The organism is Clostridium sp. NSJ-145, assembly GCF_021044725.1.
GTDB lineage: Bacteria > Bacillota > Clostridia > Clostridiales > Clostridiaceae > Clostridium > Clostridium disporicum_B.
Map to the genome: position 1 here is coordinate 162,106 of NZ_JAJNOS010000005.1, position 24,335 is coordinate 186,440.

Genomic DNA, 24,335 nt, shown 5'->3' on the forward strand with positions numbered 1-24,335 from the left:
ATATGGAAATAAGATTAGAAACTCCGTTAACTTATGATAAGATTAAAGATCTTAAAGCTGGAGACTCTGTATTATTATCTGGAGTAATATATTCAGCAAGAGATGCAGCACATAAAAGATTAATTGAATTATTAGAAGCGGGAAAAGAACTTCCTATTGAGATAAAGGACCAAACTATATATTATGTTGGACCATCGCCAGAAAAGCCAGGACAAGTCATAGGCTCAGCAGGACCTACAACTAGTTATAGAATGGATGACTATACCCCTCAATTACTTAACTTAGGCTTAAAAGGTATGATAGGTAAAGGTAAGAGAAATGACGAAGTAGTAAAATCAATAGTAGAAAATAAAGCTGTATACTTTGGAGCAATAGGTGGAGCTGCAGCTTTAATGGCACAAAGGGTAGAAGAGTGTGAAATTGTAGCTTACGAAGATTTAGGAGCAGAGGCTATAAGAAAAATAAGAATAAAGGAGTTACCGCTTATAGTTATTATAGATTCAGAAGGGAATAATCTTTATAAGATAGGAAGAGAGGAGTACTTGAAGTTAAAAAGATAGTATAGAATAAACTGGGCAGAATAAAGAAAGTATGCATTTTATTTATATAAGTGATTATTTTACTGACTTTAATTAAAGTTATTAAATATAAACAAATATATTAACGCATTAAAAAAACGCAGTTTGAAAATATAAAGATAAAATTACAAAAACATTTATAGGTTAAGCAGATTAAAGAGAATAATCTATATAAGATAGATCTATCACTGTAACGAATATTTTATGGTTAAGGATAGATGGTATGTAAATAGTGTATTTTATCTAAAAGTCACAAGATTTAAGTGTGTTATCTTAACCAAATAACTCTTAAAAATCTACACAGTATTTTTTAGTGTGTAGGTTTTTGTTTTTATGTTGAGTTAAAAGAGTTATTTATTAAAAAAATACTAAGAAAAACCGTAGGAAAATTAAAATGGCACGGCTTTTGCTAAAGTAAATAGTATAGATATTTATTTTAAAGATTACTTTAGGAGGAAATAACAATGGATTTTAGAGTAGAAAGAGATTCTATTGGAACTAAGGAAATAGTTAAGGACGCTTATTATGGAGTACAAAGTTTAAGAGGGTATGAAAATTTCAGAATTACAGGTTTAAATGTTGATGAAAGGTTTGTAAAGGATTTAGCTATTGTTAAAAAGGCGTGTGCTATTGCAAATATGAAAGCTGGTGAATTAAAAGAAGAATTAGCTAATGCTATTGTAACAGCATGTGATGAAGTTATTGCTGGACAATTTATAGACCAATTTATTATAGATCCTATTCAAGGGGGAGCAGGCACCTCTTTAAACATGAATATGAATGAGCTAATTGCAAATAGAGCAAATGAGATATTAGGTCATGCAAAAGGTGAATATTATCCAATACATCCAAATGATCATGTAAATATGGGACAATCTACAAATGATGTTATACCAACAGCAGGAAGTATAACAGCCTATAAATATTTAGTTAAATGTGTTGATAATCTTAAGGCATTAGAAATTGCTTTTAGTGAAAAAGCAAGAGAGTTTGCAGATATAGTTAAAATGGGAAGAACAGAAATGCAAGATGCAGTTCCAATAAGTTTAGGAGCTGAATTTAAAGCTTTCTCAAGAGCTATAGGAAGAGATGTTAAGAGAATAGATGCTGTTAAAGAAGAGCTATTAGGAGTTAACTTAGGTGGTACAGCAGTAGGAACTGGTATTACAGCAAGTAGAAAGTATATGGATACAGTTGTTGATGAATTAAGCAATGTATCTGGATTAAATGTTTATCAAGTGGAAGATTTAATTGATGGAACTCAAAATTTAGATAAATATTCAGAAGTATCATCTCAATTAAAGACTTGTGCAGTTAATATAAGCAAAATTGCTGGAGATTTAATACTTATGTCTTCAGGGCCAAGAACAGGATTTGGAGAGATAAAGTTGCCATCAAAACAGAATGGTTCTTCAATAATGCCAGGAAAGGTAAACCCTGTTTTACCAGAAGTAATGAAGCAAATAGCGTTTCAAATAATGGGAAATGATTTAACTATATCTATGGCTGTTCAATCAGGACAACTAGAGTTAAATGCATTCTATCCAGTATTAATATATAACCTATATCAATCAATTAATATTTTATCTAATGGGGTAGATACATTTATAAATAATTGTGTTTTAGGAATTGAACCAAATGTTAAGAGATGTAAAGAGTTGGTTGAAGGAAGTATAGGGATTGTAACAGCTTTAGCTCCAGTATTAGGATATGAAAAAGCTGCAGCAATAGCTAAAAAAGCACTTTATACAGGAAAACAAGTTAAAGAAGTTGCTGAAGAAGAATCAGAGCTTAGCTCTTCAGAAATTGTAAGCTTACTAAATGTTGAAAAAATGCTAACTTACTAAAACTTAAACATAAACATGATAAAAGGCTGTTGTGTAAGCACAGCCTTTTATTTTATTTAAGAGCTAACAGTTAATAGTTTAGAGTTAATTCTTAAGTGTTTGATATGAATCTGCTATAGCTAACCTTTATCTAACGTAGTTACTGATTTATATAAATACAAAATAGTACTAAAAATAGCACTTCAACTGAAGAAATATTTATATTATATGTTTTTTCCATAACAGATGTAATATCAAATGCTAAATTGTATTCTTTATTGAAACAAGACTTTAATCTATTTAGTACAGGTAATGGATTAAAGTTTAGCAAATTTATTCTGTCATAAATTAAATCAATATGAATCTTGAAAAATTCTTCGATTCTACTAGTTTCAAAAGCTCTTTTTATAGACTCGTTGCTTAATGAAGCTTCATCTACAAATTGCTTAAATGCAGAGTCATTTAATGAAAATCTATAATTACTTTTATTATCATTAATAATATTTAAATATATTTCAAAAAGATTATTTATAGTTTCTCTAGGAGTATCCTTATTTATCACGATATTATCTATGTTTTTTATTAAGTTTGTAAAACAACCTAATATAACATGACGTTGTTTTACATAAGAGTGACTTGTGATTTCTGTACTTGCATCATATGTAATATATCCATGTTCAAAGTTTAGAGAATTTAATAATTCTTTTTCTTCTATTAATGGAGAGTTAGACATACTCTTAATAAGCTCTGGTAAATCAGGACTATTAATTTTAAGTTGTTTCTTATTATTTATAAAATAATCAGAGAAGGCATTTGCAACAACTAAGGTAATATCGTTTTTTAGCTGACCTATATTATATTGGCAATGATATGATAATAGACATAACATTGCGTTGTATGAAACTAATATTGGTTTATCTAATTTCAAACTTTCTTCTTTTAAAAAGTACTCAATTAAAGTTAATCTTTCTTCAAGAAGTCTTTCATTAAGTCCGGGAAGACTTATTTTTATAGGTATTCTTCTTATGAAAGTATCTAATAAAGATGAGTTTATATCTTTATTAGTTGCACAAATAATTCTTGTAGTTGATTTTAGCTGTTTAGAAACTTCACCAAACCTTTTGAAATATCCTGTATCCATATATACAAATAGCATTTCTTGACCTTCGCTTGGAAGGTTGTGTATTTCGTCTAAGAATAAGAAGCCACCATCAGCTTGTTCAATTAGACCAGGTCTATCTTCATTAGCTCCAGTAAATGTACCTTTTTTAACTCCAAAAAGATGTGCACTTAACAATTGTGGATTGTTAGAGTAATCTGAACAATTAAAATGTACAAAAGGCATCGTTTCAGATGGCGAAAGTGATTGTGCATATTCGTACATAAGCTTTGCTAGCATTGATTTACCAACGCCTGTATCACCTATTATAAGTGAATTCATACCATTTGGTGGATAAATAATAGAAGTTTTAGCAAGTTTAATTGCTGGTGCTAATGATGGATATAAATAAGCAAGATTATCTATAGAAGATCTCGCAGAAAAATTTATGACATTAGGCGAATTTAAAAAATATTTTACTGGCCTTGATGAATTTTTGTAAAGTTTACCTAGTGAAACTAGTTTGTTTAAATCTTTACTAACGTTAGAACGTTCTAGGTTTAATGTTTTACTTATTTCTATAGTAGTAACACCTTGTCCTTTATCAAGACGTTCTATAGAGTTTAGGATTAGATCAATTCTCTTCATAAAGCTCACCCCTCAGATGTAATTGTATACAACGAATCTTATCTATAGTGTTAATTTGTGTGTTAATTTAAAAAAGTGTGTCGATTTTCCTAATAAACAATTGAATATGTATTATTTTACAACACTCTTACAATAGAAATCAATGGGTAATTATGTTGGCATAAAAATTGCTAAAATATATTATATAAGATGGACGTTTGGGAGGATGATATTATGAAATATGGAATGATTGCAACATGGAGAATGGCAGTAGAAGGAATCACGGAAGCTGCAAAAGATTTAAATAATGGAGCTACAGCAGGAGATGCTATAGAAAAAGCTATAAAAATGGTAGAAGATTATCCATTATACAAATCAGTTGGATATGGTGGACTACCAAATGAAAACTGTGAAGTTGAATTAGATGCAGCATATATGGATGGTAATACTTTATCTATTGGAGCTGTTGGAGGAATTAGAGATTTTAAGAATCCAATAAGCATAGCTAGAAAGTTAAGTGAGGAAAGATTTAATTGTTTCTTAGTTGGAACAGGGGCCGAAGAATATGCTCATAAAAATGGATTTGAAAGAGTTAACATGCTAACAGATAGAGCTAAGCAATTCTATGAAAAGAGAAGAAAAGAAACAATAGAAAAAGGATTAAGCCCATATGATGGACATGATACAGTAGGAATGATATCATTAGATTCAGAAGGTTCTATGGTGGCAGCTACTTCCACAAGTGGATTATTCATGAAGAGAAGAGGAAGAGTTGGGGATTCACCAGTTTCAGGATCAGGATTCTACTGTGATAGCGAAGTTGGAGGAGCTTCTGCAACAGGTCTTGGAGAAGACTTAATGAAAGGTTGTATATCTTATGAAATAGTAAGATTAATGAAAGAAGGAATGACTCCACAACAAGCTGCAGATACAGCTGTTTCAAAGTTACATGATGAATTAACAAGAAGAAGAGGAAAATCAGGAGATTTATCAGTAGTTTGTATGAATAACAAAGGTGAATTTGGCGCAGCTACAAATATAGCTGGTTTCTCATTCTCAGTAGTAAGAGATGGAGAAGAGCCACAAGTTTATGTATGTAATAAACAAGAAAATGGAGTTACTACATATGAACCAGCTAGTCAAGAATGGTTAGATGCTTATATTAAGAGAATAAACTCACCAGTGACTTTTGATTAGTTAAGAGTTAAGAATTTATGTAGAAACTTCTTAGGGAGTTTCTATAATACTATTATTTAGTGGGAGGATAGGAGTATGGCTATTTATGAAGCTTGTGTTGGTAACTATATTGAGGCAATAGAAGCTGAAAAGCGTGGCGCTAATAGAATAGAGTTATGTGATAACTTAATGCAGGATGGTACTACACCAAGCTATGGTACTATAAAGCTTGCAGTTGAAAAAACTAATATACCAGTGATGGTTATAATAAGGCCTAGAGGTGGAAATTTTGAATACTCTTCTGATGAAGTTGAAATTATGAAGGAAGATATTAAAGTATGTAAAAAACTAGGAGCTCATGGAGTAGTAATAGGTGCTTTAAAGGAAAAAGAGATAGATTTAGAAACTATAGAAGCTTTGCTAGAAGAATGCGAAGGTTTAAGTGTTACATTCCATATGGCATTTGATGAAATAGATGATAAATATAAAGCTATTGATAAATTGGCTGAGTTAGGAATAAATAGAATTCTTACAAAGGGTGGAAAAGCAAATGCTATAGAAGGTAAAGATGAATTAAAAGCATTTTCAGAGTATGCAAATGGAAGAATTTCAATAATGCCAGGTAAAAGTGTTACTAAAGAAAATAGAGATTATCTTTTAGAATATACAAATACAGTAGAGATTCATGGTAGTAAAGTAGTTTAATTAAAGAAATAGAGGTGCTTTAATATGAGTATATATGAAGAATCATTAAAATTTCACGAAGAATTAAGAGGAAAATTTGAAGTAGTTTCAAGAGCTAAGGTAGATAATGAAAAAGACTTAAGCTTAGCTTATACTCCAGGTGTTGCAGAACCTTGTAGAGAAATTGCAAAAGATCCAAACAATGCTTATATCTATACAAGAAAATGTAATACAGTTGCTGTAATTTCAGATGGTACAGCTGTTTTAGGTCTTGGCGATATTGGACCATTAGCTTCTTTACCAGTAATGGAAGGAAAAAGTATACTATTTAAAAACTTTGCAGATGTAGATGCATTTCCAATAGTTTTAAACACTAAAGATACTGATGAAATAGTAGAAACAGTATCTAGAATTGCTGGGTCTTTAGGTGGAATAAACTTAGAAGACATATCTGCTCCAAGATGTTTTGAAATAGAAAGAAGACTTAAAGAAAAGTTAGATATTCCAGTATTTCATGATGACCAACACGGAACTGCTATAGTAGTTTTAGCAGGAATAATGAATGCTTTAAAGATAATTAAGAAAGAACCTTCAGATTTAAAGGTAGTAATGAGTGGAGCTGGAGCAGCAGGAGTTGCTATAGCAAAGCTTTTATTAAGCTTTGGAGTAAAGAATATAGTTATGTTCAATAAAGAAGGTATTATAGATAGAAATAAAGAGTACACTGATCCATCTTTAGTTGAGATTTCTAAAATAACTAATCCTAACAATGAAAATGGTACTTTAGCTGATTCAATTAAAGGAGCAGACGTATTTGTAGGGGTATCTGCACCAAATCTTCTTTCAACTGAAATGGTAAGTACAATGAATAAAGATGCTATAATATTTGCAATGGCAAATCCAGTACCAGAAATATTCCCAGAGGATGCTAAAAAAGGTGGAGCTAGAATAATAGGAACTGGAAGATCAGACTTTCCTAACCAAGTTAATAATGTGCTTGCATTCCCAGGTATATTTAGAGGAGCGCTTGATGTAAGAGCAAGTGATATAAATGAAGAAATGAAGTTAGCGGCTGCACATGCTATAGCTAATGAAGTTTCAGAAGAAGAATTAAGTGAGGATTATATACTTCCAAAAGCACTTAATAAGAATGTAGCAAAAGCTGTTGCAGAAGCAGTAAAGCAAGCAGCAATTGATAGTGGTGTTGCTAGAATAAAATAATAAAGATAAGTAAATTAATAGTGAACTAGATAATTTAACGATGAAATAATAACTAGTAAAGAGATTGTATCTAATTATTTATATAATAAGAATACAATCTCTTTAAATATATATTTTTATTTATTATTCCTTATAAATATTTTTTTCTTTCCAGCCTAAATCAAAAGGTATGTTATTAGAATTAATAGTGGTAGAGTTTACTAATGGATAGTTTTTAGAATCATATCCACAAACCACCCCTTTATGATCAACAAAGTTGAACTTTTTATAAGATACTATGTCACCAATATTAAGGTTATCTGTAATAACAAAATTTTTATTAAAAGATTTAGAAAATTCTAAATGACTTCCATTTAGATTATAAGCATAATTATTAGAGGTATTATTTAAAAAGTCTAAGTAGTAGTCTTTTTCAATTTCAAAGCTATTATCTATTTTATTAAGAGAGAGTATATGAATTAAGTTTACATTAAATGTATTTACAGTGTTATCATCGTAGTAAACATAATTAAATTCACAATTTTCATCAGCTTTGAAAGTAATCATATCACCAGTATCTCTTAAATCCTTTATTGTAACACTAGAGGTTATAGAAGTGAATATTATACCACGTTCAATAGCCCAATCTCTTAAGTAAGATATACGTTTGAGTTCATTATTAAATGAATAGGTACTATTAGTATGAGTTAAGTTATAAAACATAGATAAATCATGTACCTCACCAGTTAAAAATGCATTATTTCTTTTTGAAAATAAATCTGAAATATATTCTGTAGCCTTTAATTCAAGAGAAATAGTATTTTTGTTAAAACTACCTACATCAAATGTTTCATCTTCTAAACCATAATTATTTGAACTTAAATTGCTTGTTTTAGAAATATTAAGAGCAAAAAGAAAGAAAAGAGTAATAATAAAAATACTATAAGCTATAAAATATAAAAAATTTTTAAGATGTGTTGAGAAATACTTATCATTATTAAAAAATTTCATTTTTATACCTTCTTTAAGTGAGATTCTAAATCTTTGATTTAGTTAATCGAAGTTAAGTGAAAGTCCAAATTTTAATTTGGTAACTTGAACTTACTCTGTAAGAGTACTCCTACGAATGCATATGAGTAGTGAGTTTCCTTAATTAAAAAATCAAATCTTTGATTTAGTTAATCGAAGTTAACTAAAAGCCCAAATTTTAATTTGGTAGCTTGCAGTTACGCTTTAAGTATACTCCTACGAATGCATATGGGTAGTGAGTTTCCTTAACTGAAAATCCAAATCTATGATTTGGTAATTTGAAGTTACTCCTACGAATGTATATGAGTAGCGAGTTTCCTTATAAAAATCAAATAATATTTATTATATTTCCCTTAACTATTGAGTATATACTCAATATAAAGGTAAAATTAATATTAATAGGAAAAATAAATCAGTACATTTTAAGTATATTTTGGGATAGGGTTGATTTATGAATAAAGTAGACAAAAACATATTATTAATTATTATGTTTATAGTCTAAGATACTATATTTACACTATGTAGATGTATTAATAAAGTAAAATATATTTAGTTAAAGTAGGATAATTATAAATTAATTTAAAGAGGTGTATGGCGAGATGATTAGATTTGGAATTGTAGGAACAAATAATATAACAACTTGGTTTTTAGATGGAGCAAGTTTAGTAAAAGATTTTAAACTAACAGCAGTTTACTCAAGGACAGAAGAAAAAGCAAAAGAGTTCGCTAATAGATATGGCGTACAAAATACATTTACTAGTCTTGAAGAGATGGCGAAAAGTGATTTAATAGATGCTGTATATATTGCATCACCTAATAGGCTACATGCAGAGCAAGCTATATTATTTATGAATAATGGAAAGCATGTATTAGGAGAAAAAGCATTTGCTTCAAATACAAAAGAAGTTAATAAAATGATAGAAGCTGCTAAGAAGAATAATGTAGTGCTAATGGAAGCAATGAAAACTACGCTTATGCCAAATTTTAAGGTTGCCATGGAGAATATTCACAAGATAGGTAAAGTAAGAAGATACTTCGCAAGCTTTTGTCAATACTCATCAAGATACGATAAGTATAAAGAAGGAATAGTATTAAATGCATTTAATCCAGAATTATCAAATGGAGCGTTAATGGATATTGGGGTATATACTATAGCGCCTATGGTAGCTCTTTTTGGAAGACCAAATGAAATAAAGGCAAGTAGTTATATGCTTGAATCAGGAGCAGATGGAGAGGGAACAATAATATTTAAGTATGATGATAAGGAGGCTTCAGTAATATATTCTAAAATATCTAATTCACATCTTCCTACAGAAATCCAGGGGGAAGAGGGGACTATGATAATAGATAGAATAAATACAATGGGCTCTGTTAAGATTATATATAGAGATGGGAATGTTGAAGATTTAACTCAATATCAAGAAGAACATAATATGTGCTATGAAATTGAAGAATTTATTAATATAATACAAAGTGGAGAAAAAGAATCAAAGATTAATTCTTTAGAATTCTCTAAAAATGTAATGGAAATAATGGATGAGGCAAGAAGACAGATTGGTCTTGTATATCCAGCAGACAGAAATTAGTTTACTATGAAAAACTGAAAAGTTGACTAATTCAAGGTGAAAGGTTTAGATTTCGCTAAAAGGGAAAAGTCTGCTTCGTAAAAGAAGAAATGTTACTGTGTAAGGAAAAAGGAGAAAAGAAAATGGCTTTAAATATAATTGATATTGCTAAGTTGGCTGGGGTTTCAAAATCAACAGTATCTAGATATCTTAATAGTGGATATGTTAGTGAAGAATCTAGAAGCAAGATACAGAAAGTACTTGATGAAACTGGGTTTCAACCACAGAGACATGCTAAGAGCATGAGAACTAAGAAGACAAATTTAATAGGAGTTATAGTTCCTAAAATTAGTTCTGAAACAATAGCAAGAGTTGTTGAAGGAATGACAGATATATTTTCTCCTAAAGGATATGATGTTCTTATTGCTAACACAAATTTATCTATAGAAAAAGAAATTGAATATCTAAACATATTTAAAAATAATAATGTCGATGGAATTATATTTATAGCAACGAAGGTGACAGATGCTCATATTAAGGTAATGAATGATGTTCAAGTTCCGATTGTAGTAGTAGGTCAAGAAATTAATGGTTATCCATCAGTTTACCATGATGATTATAATGCTGCAAAAGATAGTGTAAAGTATATTATAGATAAAGGTCATAAAAATATAGGCTTTGTTGGAGTATATAAAGAAGATATATCAGTTGGACATTATAGAACAAAAGGATATATTGATGGAATTATAGAGTCAGGAATAAAGGTAAACGAAAATTATATAAAGATTGGAGAGTTTTCAACTGAAAGTGGATATAATCTTGCTAAAGAAATAATGGAAAATGATAAAGATGTTACTGCAATTTTAGCAGTTACTGATAATATTGCAGTTGGGGTAATAGAGTATTTAAGAGAAAATAATTATAGAGTACCTGAAGATGTTGTGGTAATGGGAATGGGAGACTCTAGAATATCAAAAGTAATAACGCCTAAATTAACGACAATTCACTTTCATTATAAAACTTCAGGAAGAAAAAGTGCTGAAATAATGTGCGAAATTCTAGGAAATGGAATAAACTCCTCAAAAAACTTGTATAAAAATATTAAACTTAACTATGGACTTATAGAAAGAGACAGTATATAATAACCTTATGAAAAGGTTATTATTTTCTTATGCATGGGAACGTTCCCTTTAAATGAGGAATATAAATATTATCAAAAAAACATATTAAGTATATTTAAGATAGTATTTTCTTATGCAAAATGTGGGAACGTTCCCTGGTGTAGTGGAATATGAAGAAGCTAAGCGGGGAAAATATTAAAAAGACTTTTTAAAGTAGAGTATGGGATTTTAAATAAATGAAATTACACTGTAAGTATACACATACGGATATATATGAATAGTGTGTTTCATAGCTTTTAAATTACAAGGAGGAAGTAAAGATGGGATCAAATAAGTATTTTGATTGTGCCAATAAAATATTACAGTTTATTGGTGGTAATGAAAACGTTGCTAGTGCAGCACACTGCGCAACAAGATTAAGATTAGTTGTAAAAGATGAGAGCTTAATTAACAAAGAGGAAATCGAGAATTTAGACTTAGTAAAAGGTGCTTTTATGAATGGAGGACAATTCCAAGTAATAATAGGGCAAGGCATAGTAAATAAAGTTTATGCTGAGTTTGCAAATATTACAGGAATTAAAGAGATGAGCACAGCTGACGTAAAGGCAGAAGGTGCTAAGAAGCTAAATCCATTACAAAGATTAGCAAAAGTATTATCAGATATATTTGTTCCAATTATACCAGCTATAGTTGCAGCAGGACTTTTAATGGGATTATTAGGGCTTGCAGGTAAGTTTGGATTAGAACAATATTCTAATACTTGGTGGTGGATGATGCTTGATTGGTTTAGTTCAGCAGCATTTAACTTCTTACCTATATTAGTTGCAATTAGTGCAGCAAAGGTATTTGGATGTAATCCATACTTAGCAGCAACAGTTGGTGGAATAATGATTCACCCTGCACTTCAAAATGCATGGACTCAAGGTACTGGTTATGAAACTATTAAAGTTTTAGGCTTAATTGATATGCCTTTACTTGGATATCAAGGAACAGTATTACCTATATTAATAGTTATTTTTGTAATGTCTTATATAGAAAAAGGAACTAGAAAAATTGTTCCAGAATTACTTGATATATTATTAACTCCATTAATAACTGTTTTAGTTACAGGATTCTTAGCATTAGCAGTTATAGGGCCAGCAGCTAACTTTATCGGTGCGGGAATTAGTACGTTCTTAACATTTGCAATAGATAAGTTAGGAATAATTGCAGGGCTTTTATTCGGAGGAGCTTATTCATCAATAGTTATTACTGGAATCCACCATAGTTTCCACGCTGTAGAGCTTAGTGTTTTAGCTGAAACAGGAGTTAATACATTACTACCAATTTGGTCAATGGCAAACGTTGCTCAAGGGGGAGCGTGTTTCGCAGCATTCTTATTAACAAAGAATAAAAAGATGAAGGCTATTGCATTACCATCAGCTATAAGTACATTATTTGGTATAACTGAAGCTGCTATCTTTGGGGTTAACTTAAGATACAAGACTCCGTTTATAGGGGCAGCAATAGGTGGTGCAATTGGTGGAGCTTATGTTGTAGCAATGAAAGTTGGAATGACTGCAGTTGGTGTTACAGGTATACCGGGTATGGCAATAACAGCTTCAGGATCAACGCTTCACTATATAATAGGATTAGTTATTGCAGTAGGTGTTGCATTTGTAGCTACTATGTTTATGGGAATTAAAGAAGAAGCTTAGTAAATCAATAATTATTAATTAGAAATTAATAATTAAATGTTATGAAGAGAAGAAATTGTCTTAGGACAATTTCTTCTTTTTGTATTAATATATTAGGCTATACGTTTAGCAAATTAAAATGAATAATATATAGCTAGTAATTATTGTTTTGATAAGAAATATAATAAATTTTAACCTGAATATTAATTATAATTAAATAATATAGAACAAATATAGACATATAAGAATACCATATTAACTAAAGGAGGTGTTAATTATATGTCTTTGGAAGTAGTTGGATGTTATAGGGAGTTAAGCTCAATAAAAGAGGAATGTAAAACATATTTATCTTATCATGCTGTCTTAATAATGAGTGATGGAAGTACTTGTGATGGAATTATTGAAGGTGTGGATGATGATAGTGATGAAATCATAGTGTTAGTTGGAGAAGATGTAGTAATTGATGATGGAGATAATATGAGTCGTCAACAACCTATGGGATATAAAGGCCCTAATAGATATAGAAGATTTAGAAGAAGAAAATTTCCAATCAATAGAATAAACAGATTGGATTTATTGAGGTATCCGTTTATTTATCCAGTATATCCATATCCGTACCCATATCCATTTTTCCCTTATTAATGTATTATTATAAGAAATATTATAATTTTGACTTACTAAGCTACTCTTTTGGAGTAGCTTTTTTACTTTACGTTTAGATACATGTAATAAGATATGTAATATAATAAATTATGAGGCTATTGATAACAATGTAAAAAAAGTAAAATGAATACAAGAAGTTACTATTAAATAATAAAAAATAGTATAAAATAAATATATTGATTTACCGTAGAAAAATATGGTATTATTTACATGTGAAAATTAAATAGGCAAATCTAGGGAAATCTAGAGACGCAAAGCTATAGGGACTAAGGTTATTTTAACTATGTCAGCCAGTTGCCAAAGGGTACATTATACTTTTTGTTTTATAAGGTTAGTAAATTTATATATTTTGAACTAATATTTATTTTTTAGTGAGTATTTTTACTTATAAAGAATCAATATAAAGGCTACTATATAAATATTATTACTTATGATTATTAAGCTACTCTTTTGGAGTAGCTTTTTTTAATGTACTCCTCTGGGAATAAAAATTATTTCAAGGGGGAAATGCAAATGTTAAAAAGAAAGTTATCTACGATTATCTTGGCAGCAACGATAACAAATATGATTTCTACTCCTATTAATGTTTTAGCAGACACGCTAAATAATGCAAGGATAGAAGTTGCACAAGATGAAAAAACATTAGGGGGACAAGCTACCATAACAAAGTTCAGCTTACAAAGTAGCCAATACTTAGAAAGCTATAATGAAGTATTTAAAATGGATAACTCTAACATCAAATCTATAAGTAATAATGGGGGGAAATATTCGGGAAGTACTATTGATAAAGCAATAGATGGAAACTTTCAAACACATTGGGAAACAGGAAAGCCTAATAGTTCAACTTTTACAAATGAAGTAGTGATAACATTTGAGGAAGTTGAAACTTTAAATAGGATTGTTTATGCAGCAAGAAGAGATGCTGGAGGAAAAGGTTTTGCTCAAGAGGTAGAAATTTATTCATCACGTACAGAAAATGCAGATGATTTCGAGTTAGTTGCAAGTGGTGAATATTCGGGCTCTAGTAGTGATATTGTACAAATAAAGTTTGAGGCAACAGAATTTAAAAGAGTAAAATTTGTATTTAAGAAAGCTGCAAATAGTTGGGCAAGTGCATCAGAATTTATGTTTTATAAAGAAGATAATATAATAGATAAAATGAATAATATATTCACTAATGAGTCAAAGAATGAGTTAAGTGAAGAGTTTAATACAGTAGAAAAACTAGAAGCTTTTGATGTAGAGGCAAGTACACATCCATTATATAATGAAATAGCAGAGGATATTAATAATGCTAGAATAATATTAGAAGGAAAGAAGTTGGAATTTACAGAGGCTAAGGTGGCTAATTTTAAATCATTTAATGATGAAAGATTAGATAATTATGATGAATTATTTAAAGTGCCTTTAGAAAAAATTACAAGTATAACAACTAATGGTGGGCATTATGCTTCTAATGTCATAGCAAGAGCTATGGATGGAGATGTAAATACAAATTGGCATTCTGGAAAACAAAATTCATCTAGCCATACAAATGAAGTAGTAATAACTTTAGATGAGTTAACAACAATAGACAGAATAATGTATACAAGCCTAGTTTCTAGAGGTTTTGCACAGGAATTTGAGATATATGGATCTAGAACATCAGAAGGAGATACTTTTGAAAAAATATCAGAAGGAGCTACTAGTATTACAACTAAAGATACATTACAGATAAAGTTTAAAGAAACAGAAGTAAGAAGAATAAAATTTGTATATAAAAAGGGATATGAAAATTGGGCTTTAGCTTCTGAATTTGGTTTATATATGCCAGATGAGTTGGATCAAAAAATAGACATATTGTTTGTAGATGAAAATATGAATGAAGTTAATCCTGAATTTGGAACAATTGCTGCTATTGATAGTTTAATAGAAGAAGCTGAAGGGCATCCATTTGAAGCGGAATATACTGAAAAGTTAAACCTAGCTAAAGAGTTAGTTGAATTTGGAAAAATTCAAAGTGGAACGGCTAATGTATCTAAATTTGAACCTTTTTATACAGATTATATAAATGAATATGATGATGTATTTAGAGTTCAAAATTTGAGAATAAGTAACAATGGAGGACAATATTCTAGTTCTGCAATAAAGTATGCAATAGATGAAGATACAAATACTCATTGGGAAACTGGAAATCCAAATAGTAATTCTTTTAAAAATGAAGTTATATTAACATTAGAAGAAGCAGAGATGATAAGTAGATTAACTTATAAATCAAGAGTTGGTGGTAAAGGATTTGCGGAGCAGTTTAGTATATATATATCACCAGTTGCTTCAGGGGATAACTTTCAAAAAGTAACAGAAGGTAGTTATACAGTAACTACTGATATGTTAGAAATACAATTTGAGGCTACTAAGGCTAAAAGAGTAAAGTTTGTATTTGATAAAGCTCATGAAGGTTGGGCATCAATTTCAGATATAAGATTATATAAAGAAGATTTAGTATCTAAAAAAATGAAAACATTATTTACAAATGGATTAATGGATACTGTTTCAGATGAGTTTAATACTATAGAAAAGTTAATAGAATTTGAAAATGAGGTTAGTAACCATCCATTATCTGCTGTGTATTTAAAAGATATACAAATGGCCAAAGAATGTATAAATGGTGAGTTGCAAACTATTAAAACTGTTGTTGCAGAACAGTATGGAGATAGAAATGCACATGCAAATAATAATCTAAAGTTTGGGTTTGGTAATAATAATCAACCTACTGGGATAGTTGCTATGGCAGGAGAAACAATAACAGTATATGTTGATGCAGAAGTAGGGCAACCATTACCACAATTGATGTTTTCACAACAGGAAGGAAGTTTTGCTAGCTGGGGAAGAACTGTAAGTTTACATGTAGGTAAAAATGTGATAACTGTACCAGCTGTTAGTCAAAATGATGGATGGTATAGACATGATGTAACTCCAGGAGGAGCTGTATATATAGTTAATCCATATACAGAAGAACAACAAAGTAAAGCACCTGTTATAAGATTTGCATCAGGTTGTGAACAATTTCCTATGATGGATAAAAACACTGATGAGCAAGAATTCTTAGAGCTTTTAAAAGATTATAAAGCAAGACTTGATGCAGACAAAGCAGAAAATCCAAATGTTATGGATAGAAAAATGATAGATGTTGCAGAAATAGTTTCAGACCATCTTGTATTTACAGGAACTGCAACAGGGGCATATGAAGCTTATATAAATCAAGAATTTGGTCCAATGAATACTGTAAATATGTATGATGATCATATGGATATGATATTTGAATATTTGGGAATGGACGGAAGTAGTATAAATAATGATATTAAGTATACTAGGGAGAATATAAGATTAGCGCAACCATTTGGATATATGTATGCAGCTGGAGGTCATATAGGTGTTCAAGGTGACGTAATGGTATCTATGTTAACTAGTGTAGGTGGATGGGGTGTTGACCATGAAATGGGCCATAAACTTGATATAGGGGTAAGAACTATAGGTGAAGTTACAAATAATATGATACCTCAAAATTCATCTTACTATTATAATAAACCAAATAAAAGAATACCTTTTGAAAGTCATGTTTTCAAGAATGTTATAGCAACGGATAATAACAGCTATTACGCAGGTGGATATTTTGAAAACTTAGCAGTATTCTGGCAATTAGAAATGATATATCCAGGATATTGGGGAAAAGTAAATGCTCAATATAGAGAAAATAACGTAATTTTAGATTCTGAAAATGCAGCAAATGATAAATTAAATCAGCTAGCAAAATACTCTAGTATAGCTTTAGAATTAGATTTAAGTGAGCATTTCGAAAGACATGGATTCTGGGTTTCTGATGAGACAAAAGAATTATTAAGTAAATATCCAAAGCCAGATATAAAAACTTGGTATGCTAATTATGATTATATAGAGTATGAAGGTGAAGGATTTAATGGTAATCCAGAATTAAATGTTAATGTTCTTAATGAAAATGGAAATGTAAAATTATCATTTAATGTTAATGAAAATTCAAAAAATGATGTGTTAGGTTACGAAATATTTAAAGATGGTGAGTTAATAGGATTTACTTCAACTAATAGTTTCGTGGATACAGAATTAAATATAGGAGAATCTGCAAATTATACTGTTATACCTTACGATAAGAAATTAAATACTGGGAAGGAAGTAGTAGTAAACTCTTTAACTCCAAGTTTAAGTGTACAACAAGAATCAATAAGTATAAAACTTAGAGAAGAATTTGAGCCAATAAATTTAGTTAAAGCATTAAATTACAATGGAGAAGATATAACTTCAAATATAGTTATAAATGGGGAAGTAAATGTAAATAAAAAAGGAATTTATCAATTAGAATATACTATTGATGATAATGGCGTAGTTGTCACAAAGACAGTAAATGTTGAAGTTGTAAGTGATTATGATTATCTATCAGATACAGCTTGGACAAGCATTACAACTCAGTATGGAACTCCAAGAAGAAATTCTAACATAAAGGGAAGAGTAAATGGAGAAATAAAAACTTTTGATAAAGGGTTTGGAATACATGCAAATGGTAAGATAACTTATGATTTATCAAATGTAGATTATGATAACTTTGAAGCATTAGTTGGAATTGATATGAGTATAGCATCTCAAAGCAACTCAAGTGTAGTATTTAAGGTTATTGGTGATGGTGAAGTTCTAGCTAGTACAGATGTAATAAAACATGCAGATAATATGATTGCTATAAATGTTCCAATTAAGGGTATTCAAGAGTTAGTTATAGAAGTTAATGATGGAGGAAATGGTAATACTTCTGACCATGCAGTAATAGCTAATCCAAAGTTAACTACTAATAACGCTAAACCTTCTTTAAATGTTATAGATAAGACCTATAAATTAGGTGAATCAGTAGATTTTAATGCAGGTATAAATGCAACTGATGTTGAGGATGGAGATTTAACTGCAAGTATAGAAATAATTTCAAACAACTTTGAAGAAAATAAAGTTGGAAGATTTGAAGTTACTTATAGAGTTACTGATAGTGATAATAACTTAGTTGAAAAAACTTCATATGTAACAGTGTATGAGGAGTTTGAAGTTGTAAAATCTAAGTATGGACAATTCAATAATTTAGAAGCATATAATGAAAAGTTTAAAATACCAGTAGTTTCAGTATCTAATAATGGTGGGAACTATGGAAGTAGTGGAATTAGTTATGCTATAGATAATAACGTTAATACCCATTGGGAAACTGGTAAGCCAAATAGTTCTACATTTAAAAATGAAGTTATATTTGATTTAGGTGAACTTGCTGAAATTGATAAAATTGCTTATAAAGCAAGAAGTGGTGGAAAAGGCTTCGCTACAAAATTTGAAATTTATGTTTCAACAGAAGCAGAAGGAAATGACTTTGTTTTAGCTGGTATAGGTTCATATACTGGTAGCAGAAATGATGTTATTGAAATAGATATAGCTAAAACAGAAGTTAGAAGAGTTAAATTTAAGTTTGTTGAAGCTTATGATTCATGGGCAAGTATTGGAGAGATGTCATTCTATAAAACTGATGAATTAGCAGATAAAATAGCTAATGAATTATTTGTAGATGAAAGTAAAACTATTGTAACGGAAAACTATAACACATTAGAAAAGTTAGAAGCTTTAAGAAATGAAGTTTCAAACCATCCAGCATCAAGTTTATTCCAAGAAGATTTAAATAAAGCTGAAGAACTTATAAGGGCTAGCTTCCCAGTATTAAATATACCAAAATCAGTATCAACTAAATTAGGACAAGTTATAGAATTAGATGAAGAATACTCTGCAACTGATATTGAAGATGGTGATTTAACTTCAAGTATTGAAGTTAGTGGAAATGTTAACTTTAATAAAGCAGGTAAATATCCTATAACTTATAAAGTAACTGATAGTGATGGAAATACTGTAGAAGCTACAAGAACAATTGCAGTTGTAGATATGAATGATTATTCTTATCTAACAGATTATGAGTGGAAGTCAACTTCAAATAGCTATACTGCTCCTAAAAAGGATATTTCAATAAGTGGAAGAACATTGAGATTAACAGATGAGAATGGTAAAGAAGTAGCTTATGAAAGAGGGATAGGTGCTCACTCAACATCTAAAATAATTTATGACTTAACTGATAAGAATTACGATTATTTCACTTCATATGTTGGAGTAGACAGACAAATGTATAATACGGTTGGTTCAGTAAGCTTTGAAGTTTATGTAGATGGAGAAAAGAAGTTTGATTCAGGATTAATGAATTCTAAAGATATACAAAAGTTTGTTGAAGTAGATATAAATGGAGCTAAAGAGTTAAAGCTTGTTGTAACTGATGGCGGAAATGGAAATGGTTCAGACCATGCTACATGGGGAGATGCAAAGTTGCATTATGCAAACAATGAAGCTGTTGAAGTTAATAGAGCAGAGTTAGATGCTTTATTAGAAATAATAAATGAATTAGATATAAATGCTTATTCAGGAGAAAGTTTTACAAATCTTCAAGTTTTATTAGAAGAGGTAAAAATAAGTTTAGCAGATGGATATAATCAAGTGGAAATAGACTATTTATATTCAAAATTGAATGAAGTATATGAAGCTTTAGTAAAGCTATCAGACTTACAAGCTGCAATTAATGAGGTGGCTTTAATAGATAAGGAACTTTATACAGAAGAAACTGTAGCTGTTCTTGAAAAAGTTCTAGAAAGAGCAAATACTATGTTAGTTGATAAATCTATAAAACAAGAAGCAGTAGACTCTATGGTAAAAGAAATATATTCTGCAATAGATAATTTAGAAATGAATGTTGATTTAAATGAAGTAATTAATGTACCAGATAGAATTTTAAGAGATGCTATTAAAGAAACTTTAGAATTAACATCAAATACAATAACTATAGGTGATATGTACAGATTAACTTCATTAAATGGTGAAGGGTTAATGATTAGCAGTTTAGAAGGCTTACAATATGCTAAAAATTTAGAAACATTAAATTTAAATTATAATGAAATACAAGATTTATCACAATTAAGTAGTTTGAGAAAACTAACAGATATTAGTGTTATAGAACAATATATAGCTGTAGGTATGGCATATGTTACTGATGGAAAGGTGACAATAGATGAGGAAGTTATAGATATAACTGGTGAAAAAATGATGCCTAAGAAAGTTTTGATTGCAAATGTAGAAGGATCAAAGACAATTGATGCAATATCAGTGATAGAGGACAATAAAATTTCTATAGATAAAGGTCTTTTATATAGTGGAGTAAATAGTGTATCTTTAATATACCAAAGCTTAGATGGAAAATATGAAGCAACTACTATATATATGCTAACGAACTAAAGATGATTTTATTTAGTTAATAATATTTTTATACTATAAAGAGAGCTTATTAAAAGAGATAAGCTCTCTTTTAATAATAGTAGATTATTTTTAGATGCATATAAATTAATAGTAAATATATTTTTATATATAATTAATGGTAATAAGAGGTAAGAAAAGAGGTATAAATTAAGAAAGATATTTGATGATAGGTTAATAGTTTATATTAAAAATGTATAGTGAGAAGAGTTGGATGATTAATTAAAAAATATAGACTAAGTGTATAGAAAAGTATATAATTATTTTATAGAAGTAAATGTAAATATGTTTATTGATATATTTTTTTATGAATATAGGGGAACGTTCCCATACTTGTATAGGAGGAGAGAAAATGAAAAAAGTAATTTCAATAGGTGAAGCATTAATAGATTTTATACCACATGAAAAAGGTGTTGCATTAAAGGATGTGTCTAACTTTTTAAGAGTAGCAGGGGGAGCTCCTCTTAATGTTGCAGCAGCAGTATCAAAACTAGGTGGAAGCTCTGTTATGTTAACTAAGCTTGGAGTAGATGGTTTTGGAGATCACATATTAGAAGAAATTAAGCCTTTAGGAGTAGATACTTCAAGGATTTTAAGAACTAAAGAAGCAAATACAGCATTAGCATTTGTATCATTAAAAGAAGATGGAGAAAGAGATTTTTCATTTTATAGGAACCCTAGTGCAGATATGTTATTAAATAAAGATGAAATAGATGAAGAGACATTTAAAGATGGAGGAATACTTCATTTTTGTTCAGTAAGTTTAATTAATGCTCCAATAAAGGAAGCTCATAGAAAGGCGATTGAATTTGCAAAGAAGAACAAATGTATAATAAGTTTTGATCCTAATGTTAGATTACCATTATGGGAAACGCCAGAGTTATGCAGAGAAGCAATATTAGAATTCCTTCCATATGCAAATATAGTAAAGATAAGTGATGAGGAATTAGAATTTATAACTGGAATTAAGGATGAAAAGAAAGCATTAGAATTCCTATTACAAGGTGATGTTAAAGTAATAATTTATACAAAGGGTACTAATGGAGCAGAGTTTATTACTGGGAATACTACTGTATTTTCACCTTCATTTAAAGTAGTTGCTCAAGATACTACAGGTGCAGGAGATTCATTTATAGGTTCATTCTTATACCAAGTTGCAGATGAAGAATATTCATTAGAAGAACTAGTAAACCTAGATGAAGAAAAAATTAAAGCTATATTAACATTCTCGAATGCTACAGCTGCATTAACCGTATGTAAAAGAGGTGCTATAGGTGCATTACCAACTAAGGAAGAAGTTTTAGCGATGATACAGGGGAGATAATAATGCTTAAAGAAAAGTTTTTAAATGAAATTAAAGAGTGTAAAGAAAAATATTTAGATATAGTTAAAAATGATAAATGGAGAAATAAGTATCATATAATGGCTCCAATTGGATGGATAAATGACCCAAATGGATTATGTGAATTTAATGGGGAGTATCATTGCTTCTATCAATATTCACCACTTACACCAATGGGGGGACAAAAGTTTTGGGGGCATTATGCTTCTAAAGATTTAGTTAACTGGGAAGAAAAAGAAGTAGCTATTTTCCCAGACATATATGAAGATAAGGACGGAGTATATTCAGGTTCTGCGTTTGTTAAAGATGGTACTGTATACTTCTTCTACACAGGAAATTCAAAGGAACCAGGAGAACATGATTATATTTATACAGGAAGAGGGCATAATGTTATTCTTGTAACTAGTAAAGATTGTGTTAATTTTTCAGAAAAGACTATAGTACTTAGAAATGAAGATTATCCTAGTAATATGTCATGCCATGTTAGAGACCCTAAAGTTTGGGAAGAAGACGGAATTTATTACATGGTTTTAGGAGCGAGAACAAGAGATGATAAGGGATGTATATTATTATATAAATCAAAAGATCTTTATAATTGGGAGCTTCATTCAATTCCAGCAGGGGAAGAAGAAAAAATGGGATATATGTGGGAATGTCCAGATATATTTAAATTAAATAATAAAGAAGTATTTATGTTCTCTCCACAAGGTGTAGAAGCAGAGGGATATAAATATAACAATGTTTATCAAACAGGATATACTATAGGACATTTTACTGATAATAAAAAAGTTTTAGAGCATGGAAAATTTGATGAAATAGATAGAGGGTTTGATTTCTATGCACCTCAAAGTTTTGAAGATAGCAAAGGTAGAAGATTATTTATAGGATGGATGGGAGTTCCAGATGCAGTAGAGCATAAGAACCCTACAATAGATAACTTCTGGCAACACCAACTAAGCATTCCAAGAGAATTAGTTTTGAAAGATGAAAAAATATATCAGATTCCAGTTAAGGAGCTAGAGACTTTAAGAAAAGACAAGCTAGAAATAAAAAATGTTGTATTAAAAGATAGAATAGATAAAGATATATTCGAATCGAATACATTTGAACTAAATATAGAGTTTAATGATTCAAATGATTTTATTGTAGAATTAAGAGAAGATTGTAGACTTTCATTTAAAGATAAGGTATTTAAATTAGAGCTTGGAAAATCAGGATACGGAAGAGATATGAGAGCCGTTGAAATAGAGTCAGTAAAATCACTAAGGGTATTTTCAGATGAATCTTCTTTAGAAATATTCCTAAATGGTGGAGAAGAAGTATTTTCAACTAGAATATACAATGATGGAATGGATAAGACCATTAAAATTGAAGGTAATGGAACAGCCGATATAATAAGATATAATATATAAAAATATATTTATAAGAGTTGTAACAATTTTTATGAATAGTAATAAGATGATGTTATAAGAGGTGGTAGGACTTACCAAAGGATAGGCTCTATCACTTCTGTAGTTTATATGAAAAGTAATTTTATATTTAATTAAAGGTTGTCTAATTATATGGTGTAGTATATAATATAAACACAATTTTTTGAAACGGGTAAAAAATATAAATACATAGGAGGTTTTGAAAAAGATAGAGTGTTTTGGTAAGAGGAAATAATGAGAAATTTAATGAGAGAAAAATTTATATGGTAAATGCCTATATTATATTTTTTAGCTACGATAGCTGCAAAAAAAATTAGTGATATAGGTGCAGTTGTATGCTCTTTAATTTTAGATATGTAGAGATGTTATTATAATTTTATGATAATGTTTTTATATGTAAATTAAAAAGCGTTTTTTATTATGTAGCAATAAATTTTAGCGAAAGTGTAAGAAGTTATGCAAGCTAAGATTGGGGGGACGTAAAATAATGAAAAAAGTGATAGCAGGAACACTAATAACTGCAATGGTTTCAAATAACTTAGCTTATGCTGATACCATAAAGAATGAATTCCTAGAGGTAAGTGATAATACAGAAGTAATAGAGTCTGTAGAAGAGTTATTAGAAAATAATGAAAATGAAACTCAACTAGGAACTGATAAAACAGAAACTAATTTTGAGTATGAACTGGCAGAAAAAAAGAAAGTGTAGATACTGCACAATCTGTAGAGAAAACAACAGTTAAAACTGATATTGATGTATTTGATTACAATCAATTAAAAAATGCTGTAACGCAGTCAAATGTTAATATTAATATTAGGCTCTGTTAGACAATAATGTTGATATGTGCATATAAGTCTTAAATAGTGTTATAATATAGATAATAACACTATCGGAGGTAAGATTTATGGCAACTCTTTCAAATATAAAGTCAGATA

At 29.6% G+C, this 24,335-nt stretch carries 15 protein-coding genes and 1 riboswitch; of the genes, 13 read left to right on the forward strand and 2 right to left on the reverse strand.

From position 1 onward, the window contains the following. Positions 1–2: 2 nt before the first annotated feature. Together LQE93_RS06480 and LQE93_RS06485 are read left to right on the forward strand one after the other, a co-directional pair. Complete coding sequence (locus LQE93_RS06480) at positions 3–560, forward strand: Fe-S-containing hydro-lyase (RefSeq protein WP_231072686.1); 558 nt, start codon at positions 3–5, stop codon at positions 558–560. 482 nt (positions 561–1,042) lie between these two features. Then, complete coding sequence (locus LQE93_RS06485) at positions 1,043–2,425, forward strand: aspartate ammonia-lyase (RefSeq protein ID WP_231072688.1); 1,383 nt, start codon at positions 1,043–1,045, stop codon at positions 2,423–2,425. A gap of 139 nt (positions 2,426–2,564) precedes the next feature. Here LQE93_RS06485 and LQE93_RS06490 read toward each other — a convergent pair whose 3' ends face one another. Next, complete coding sequence (locus tag LQE93_RS06490) at positions 2,565–4,151, reverse strand: sigma 54-interacting transcriptional regulator (RefSeq protein WP_231072694.1); 1,587 nt, start codon at positions 4,149–4,151, stop codon at positions 2,565–2,567. A 213-nt stretch (positions 4,152–4,364) separates the two neighbouring features. On the opposite strand from LQE93_RS06490, the gene LQE93_RS06495 reads away from it, so the two are divergent. From LQE93_RS06495 to LQE93_RS06505, 3 genes are all read left to right on the forward strand, one after another. After that, positions 4,365–5,327 carry a N(4)-(beta-N-acetylglucosaminyl)-L-asparaginase gene (locus LQE93_RS06495; protein WP_186838480.1) on the forward strand — a complete coding sequence of 321 codons (963 nt, stop codon included), beginning with the start codon at positions 4,365–4,367 and terminating at the stop codon, positions 5,325–5,327. A gap of 75 nt (positions 5,328–5,402) precedes the next feature. Further along, entirely contained in the window at positions 5,403–6,011 is a 609-nt protein-coding gene (locus LQE93_RS06500) for a copper homeostasis protein CutC (protein WP_055264362.1), read from the forward strand. A 24-nt stretch (positions 6,012–6,035) separates the two neighbouring features. Continuing rightward, positions 6,036–7,211, forward strand: coding sequence for an NAD(P)-dependent malic enzyme (locus LQE93_RS06505; protein ID WP_231072696.1), 1,176 nt, complete (start codon positions 6,036–6,038; stop codon positions 7,209–7,211). Between the two features lie 123 nt (positions 7,212–7,334). On the opposite strand, the gene LQE93_RS06510 is transcribed toward LQE93_RS06505, so the two are convergent. Further along, the gene (locus tag LQE93_RS06510; RefSeq protein WP_186838482.1) at positions 7,335–8,201 is read right to left on the reverse strand and encodes an amidase domain-containing protein; all 867 of its coding nucleotides are present in this window, start codon (positions 8,199–8,201) and stop codon (positions 7,335–7,337) included. Between the two features lie 617 nt (positions 8,202–8,818). Between LQE93_RS06510 and LQE93_RS06515 the strand changes: the two genes are divergently transcribed. The 8 genes from LQE93_RS06515 to LQE93_RS06550 all read left to right on the forward strand — a co-directional run bounded on the left by LQE93_RS06515 (position 8,819) and on the right by LQE93_RS06550 (position 24,108). After that, positions 8,819–9,805: a Gfo/Idh/MocA family protein gene (locus LQE93_RS06515; RefSeq protein ID WP_186838483.1), complete on the forward strand. Its 987-nt coding sequence runs from the start codon at positions 8,819–8,821 to the stop codon at positions 9,803–9,805. A 122-nt stretch (positions 9,806–9,927) separates the two neighbouring features. Further along, on the forward strand, positions 9,928–10,926 hold the full coding sequence (locus LQE93_RS06520; protein ID WP_231072698.1) for a LacI family DNA-binding transcriptional regulator: 999 nt from the start codon (positions 9,928–9,930) through the stop codon (positions 10,924–10,926). A 299-nt stretch (positions 10,927–11,225) separates the two neighbouring features. Beyond that, positions 11,226–12,602 carry a sucrose-specific PTS transporter subunit IIBC gene (locus tag LQE93_RS06525; RefSeq protein WP_186838485.1) on the forward strand — a complete coding sequence of 459 codons (1,377 nt, stop codon included), beginning with the start codon at positions 11,226–11,228 and terminating at the stop codon, positions 12,600–12,602. A gap of 258 nt (positions 12,603–12,860) precedes the next feature. Then, positions 12,861–13,223, forward strand: coding sequence for a hypothetical protein (locus LQE93_RS06530; protein WP_055264350.1), 363 nt, complete (start codon positions 12,861–12,863; stop codon positions 13,221–13,223). A gap of 237 nt (positions 13,224–13,460) precedes the next feature. Further along, positions 13,461–13,546, forward strand: a riboswitch (cyclic di-GMP riboswitch). 211 nt (positions 13,547–13,757) lie between these two features. After that, positions 13,758–20,609: an NPCBM/NEW2 domain-containing protein gene (locus tag LQE93_RS06535; RefSeq protein ID WP_231072700.1), complete on the forward strand. Its 6,852-nt coding sequence runs from the start codon at positions 13,758–13,760 to the stop codon at positions 20,607–20,609. A 370-nt stretch (positions 20,610–20,979) separates the two neighbouring features. Then, positions 20,980–21,951, forward strand: coding sequence for a carbohydrate kinase family protein (locus LQE93_RS06540; RefSeq protein ID WP_055264346.1), 972 nt, complete (start codon positions 20,980–20,982; stop codon positions 21,949–21,951). 2 nt (positions 21,952–21,953) lie between these two features. Beyond that, the gene (locus LQE93_RS06545; protein WP_172675740.1) at positions 21,954–23,381 is read left to right on the forward strand and encodes a glycoside hydrolase family 32 protein; all 1,428 of its coding nucleotides are present in this window, start codon (positions 21,954–21,956) and stop codon (positions 23,379–23,381) included. Positions 23,382–23,886: 505 nt separating this feature from the next. Then, positions 23,887–24,108 carry a hypothetical protein gene (locus LQE93_RS06550; protein ID WP_231072702.1) on the forward strand — a complete coding sequence of 74 codons (222 nt, stop codon included), beginning with the start codon at positions 23,887–23,889 and terminating at the stop codon, positions 24,106–24,108. Positions 24,109–24,335 lie beyond the last annotated feature (227 nt).

What these genes read in the sequence shown, in the direction of transcription:
- LQE93_RS06520 (WP_231072698.1), top strand. Translation starts at nt 9,928, where the DNA reads ATGGCTTTAAATATAATTGATATTGCTAAGTTGGCTGGGGTTTCAAAA.
- LQE93_RS06545 (WP_172675740.1), top strand. Translation starts at nt 21,954, where the DNA reads ATGCTTAAAGAAAAGTTTTTAAATGAAATTAAAGAGTGTAAAGAAAAA.
- LQE93_RS06500 (WP_055264362.1), top strand. Translation starts at nt 5,403, where the DNA reads ATGGCTATTTATGAAGCTTGTGTTGGTAACTATATTGAGGCAATAGAA.
- LQE93_RS06510 (WP_186838482.1), bottom strand. Translation starts at nt 8,201, where the DNA reads ATGAAATTTTTTAATAATGATAAGTATTTCTCAACACATCTTAAAAAT.
- LQE93_RS06480 (WP_231072686.1), top strand. Translation starts at nt 3, where the DNA reads ATGGAAATAAGATTAGAAACTCCGTTAACTTATGATAAGATTAAAGAT.
- LQE93_RS06530 (WP_055264350.1), top strand. Translation starts at nt 12,861, where the DNA reads ATGTCTTTGGAAGTAGTTGGATGTTATAGGGAGTTAAGCTCAATAAAA.
- LQE93_RS06505 (WP_231072696.1), top strand. Translation starts at nt 6,036, where the DNA reads ATGAGTATATATGAAGAATCATTAAAATTTCACGAAGAATTAAGAGGA.
- LQE93_RS06515 (WP_186838483.1), top strand. Translation starts at nt 8,819, where the DNA reads ATGATTAGATTTGGAATTGTAGGAACAAATAATATAACAACTTGGTTT.
- LQE93_RS06485 (WP_231072688.1), top strand. Translation starts at nt 1,043, where the DNA reads ATGGATTTTAGAGTAGAAAGAGATTCTATTGGAACTAAGGAAATAGTT.
- LQE93_RS06535 (WP_231072700.1), top strand. Translation starts at nt 13,758, where the DNA reads ATGTTAAAAAGAAAGTTATCTACGATTATCTTGGCAGCAACGATAACA.
- LQE93_RS06525 (WP_186838485.1), top strand. Translation starts at nt 11,226, where the DNA reads ATGGGATCAAATAAGTATTTTGATTGTGCCAATAAAATATTACAGTTT.
- LQE93_RS06550 (WP_231072702.1), top strand. Translation starts at nt 23,887, where the DNA reads ATGAAAAAAGTGATAGCAGGAACACTAATAACTGCAATGGTTTCAAAT.
- LQE93_RS06495 (WP_186838480.1), top strand. Translation starts at nt 4,365, where the DNA reads ATGAAATATGGAATGATTGCAACATGGAGAATGGCAGTAGAAGGAATC.
- LQE93_RS06490 (WP_231072694.1), bottom strand. Translation starts at nt 4,151, where the DNA reads ATGAAGAGAATTGATCTAATCCTAAACTCTATAGAACGTCTTGATAAA.
- LQE93_RS06540 (WP_055264346.1), top strand. Translation starts at nt 20,980, where the DNA reads ATGAAAAAAGTAATTTCAATAGGTGAAGCATTAATAGATTTTATACCA.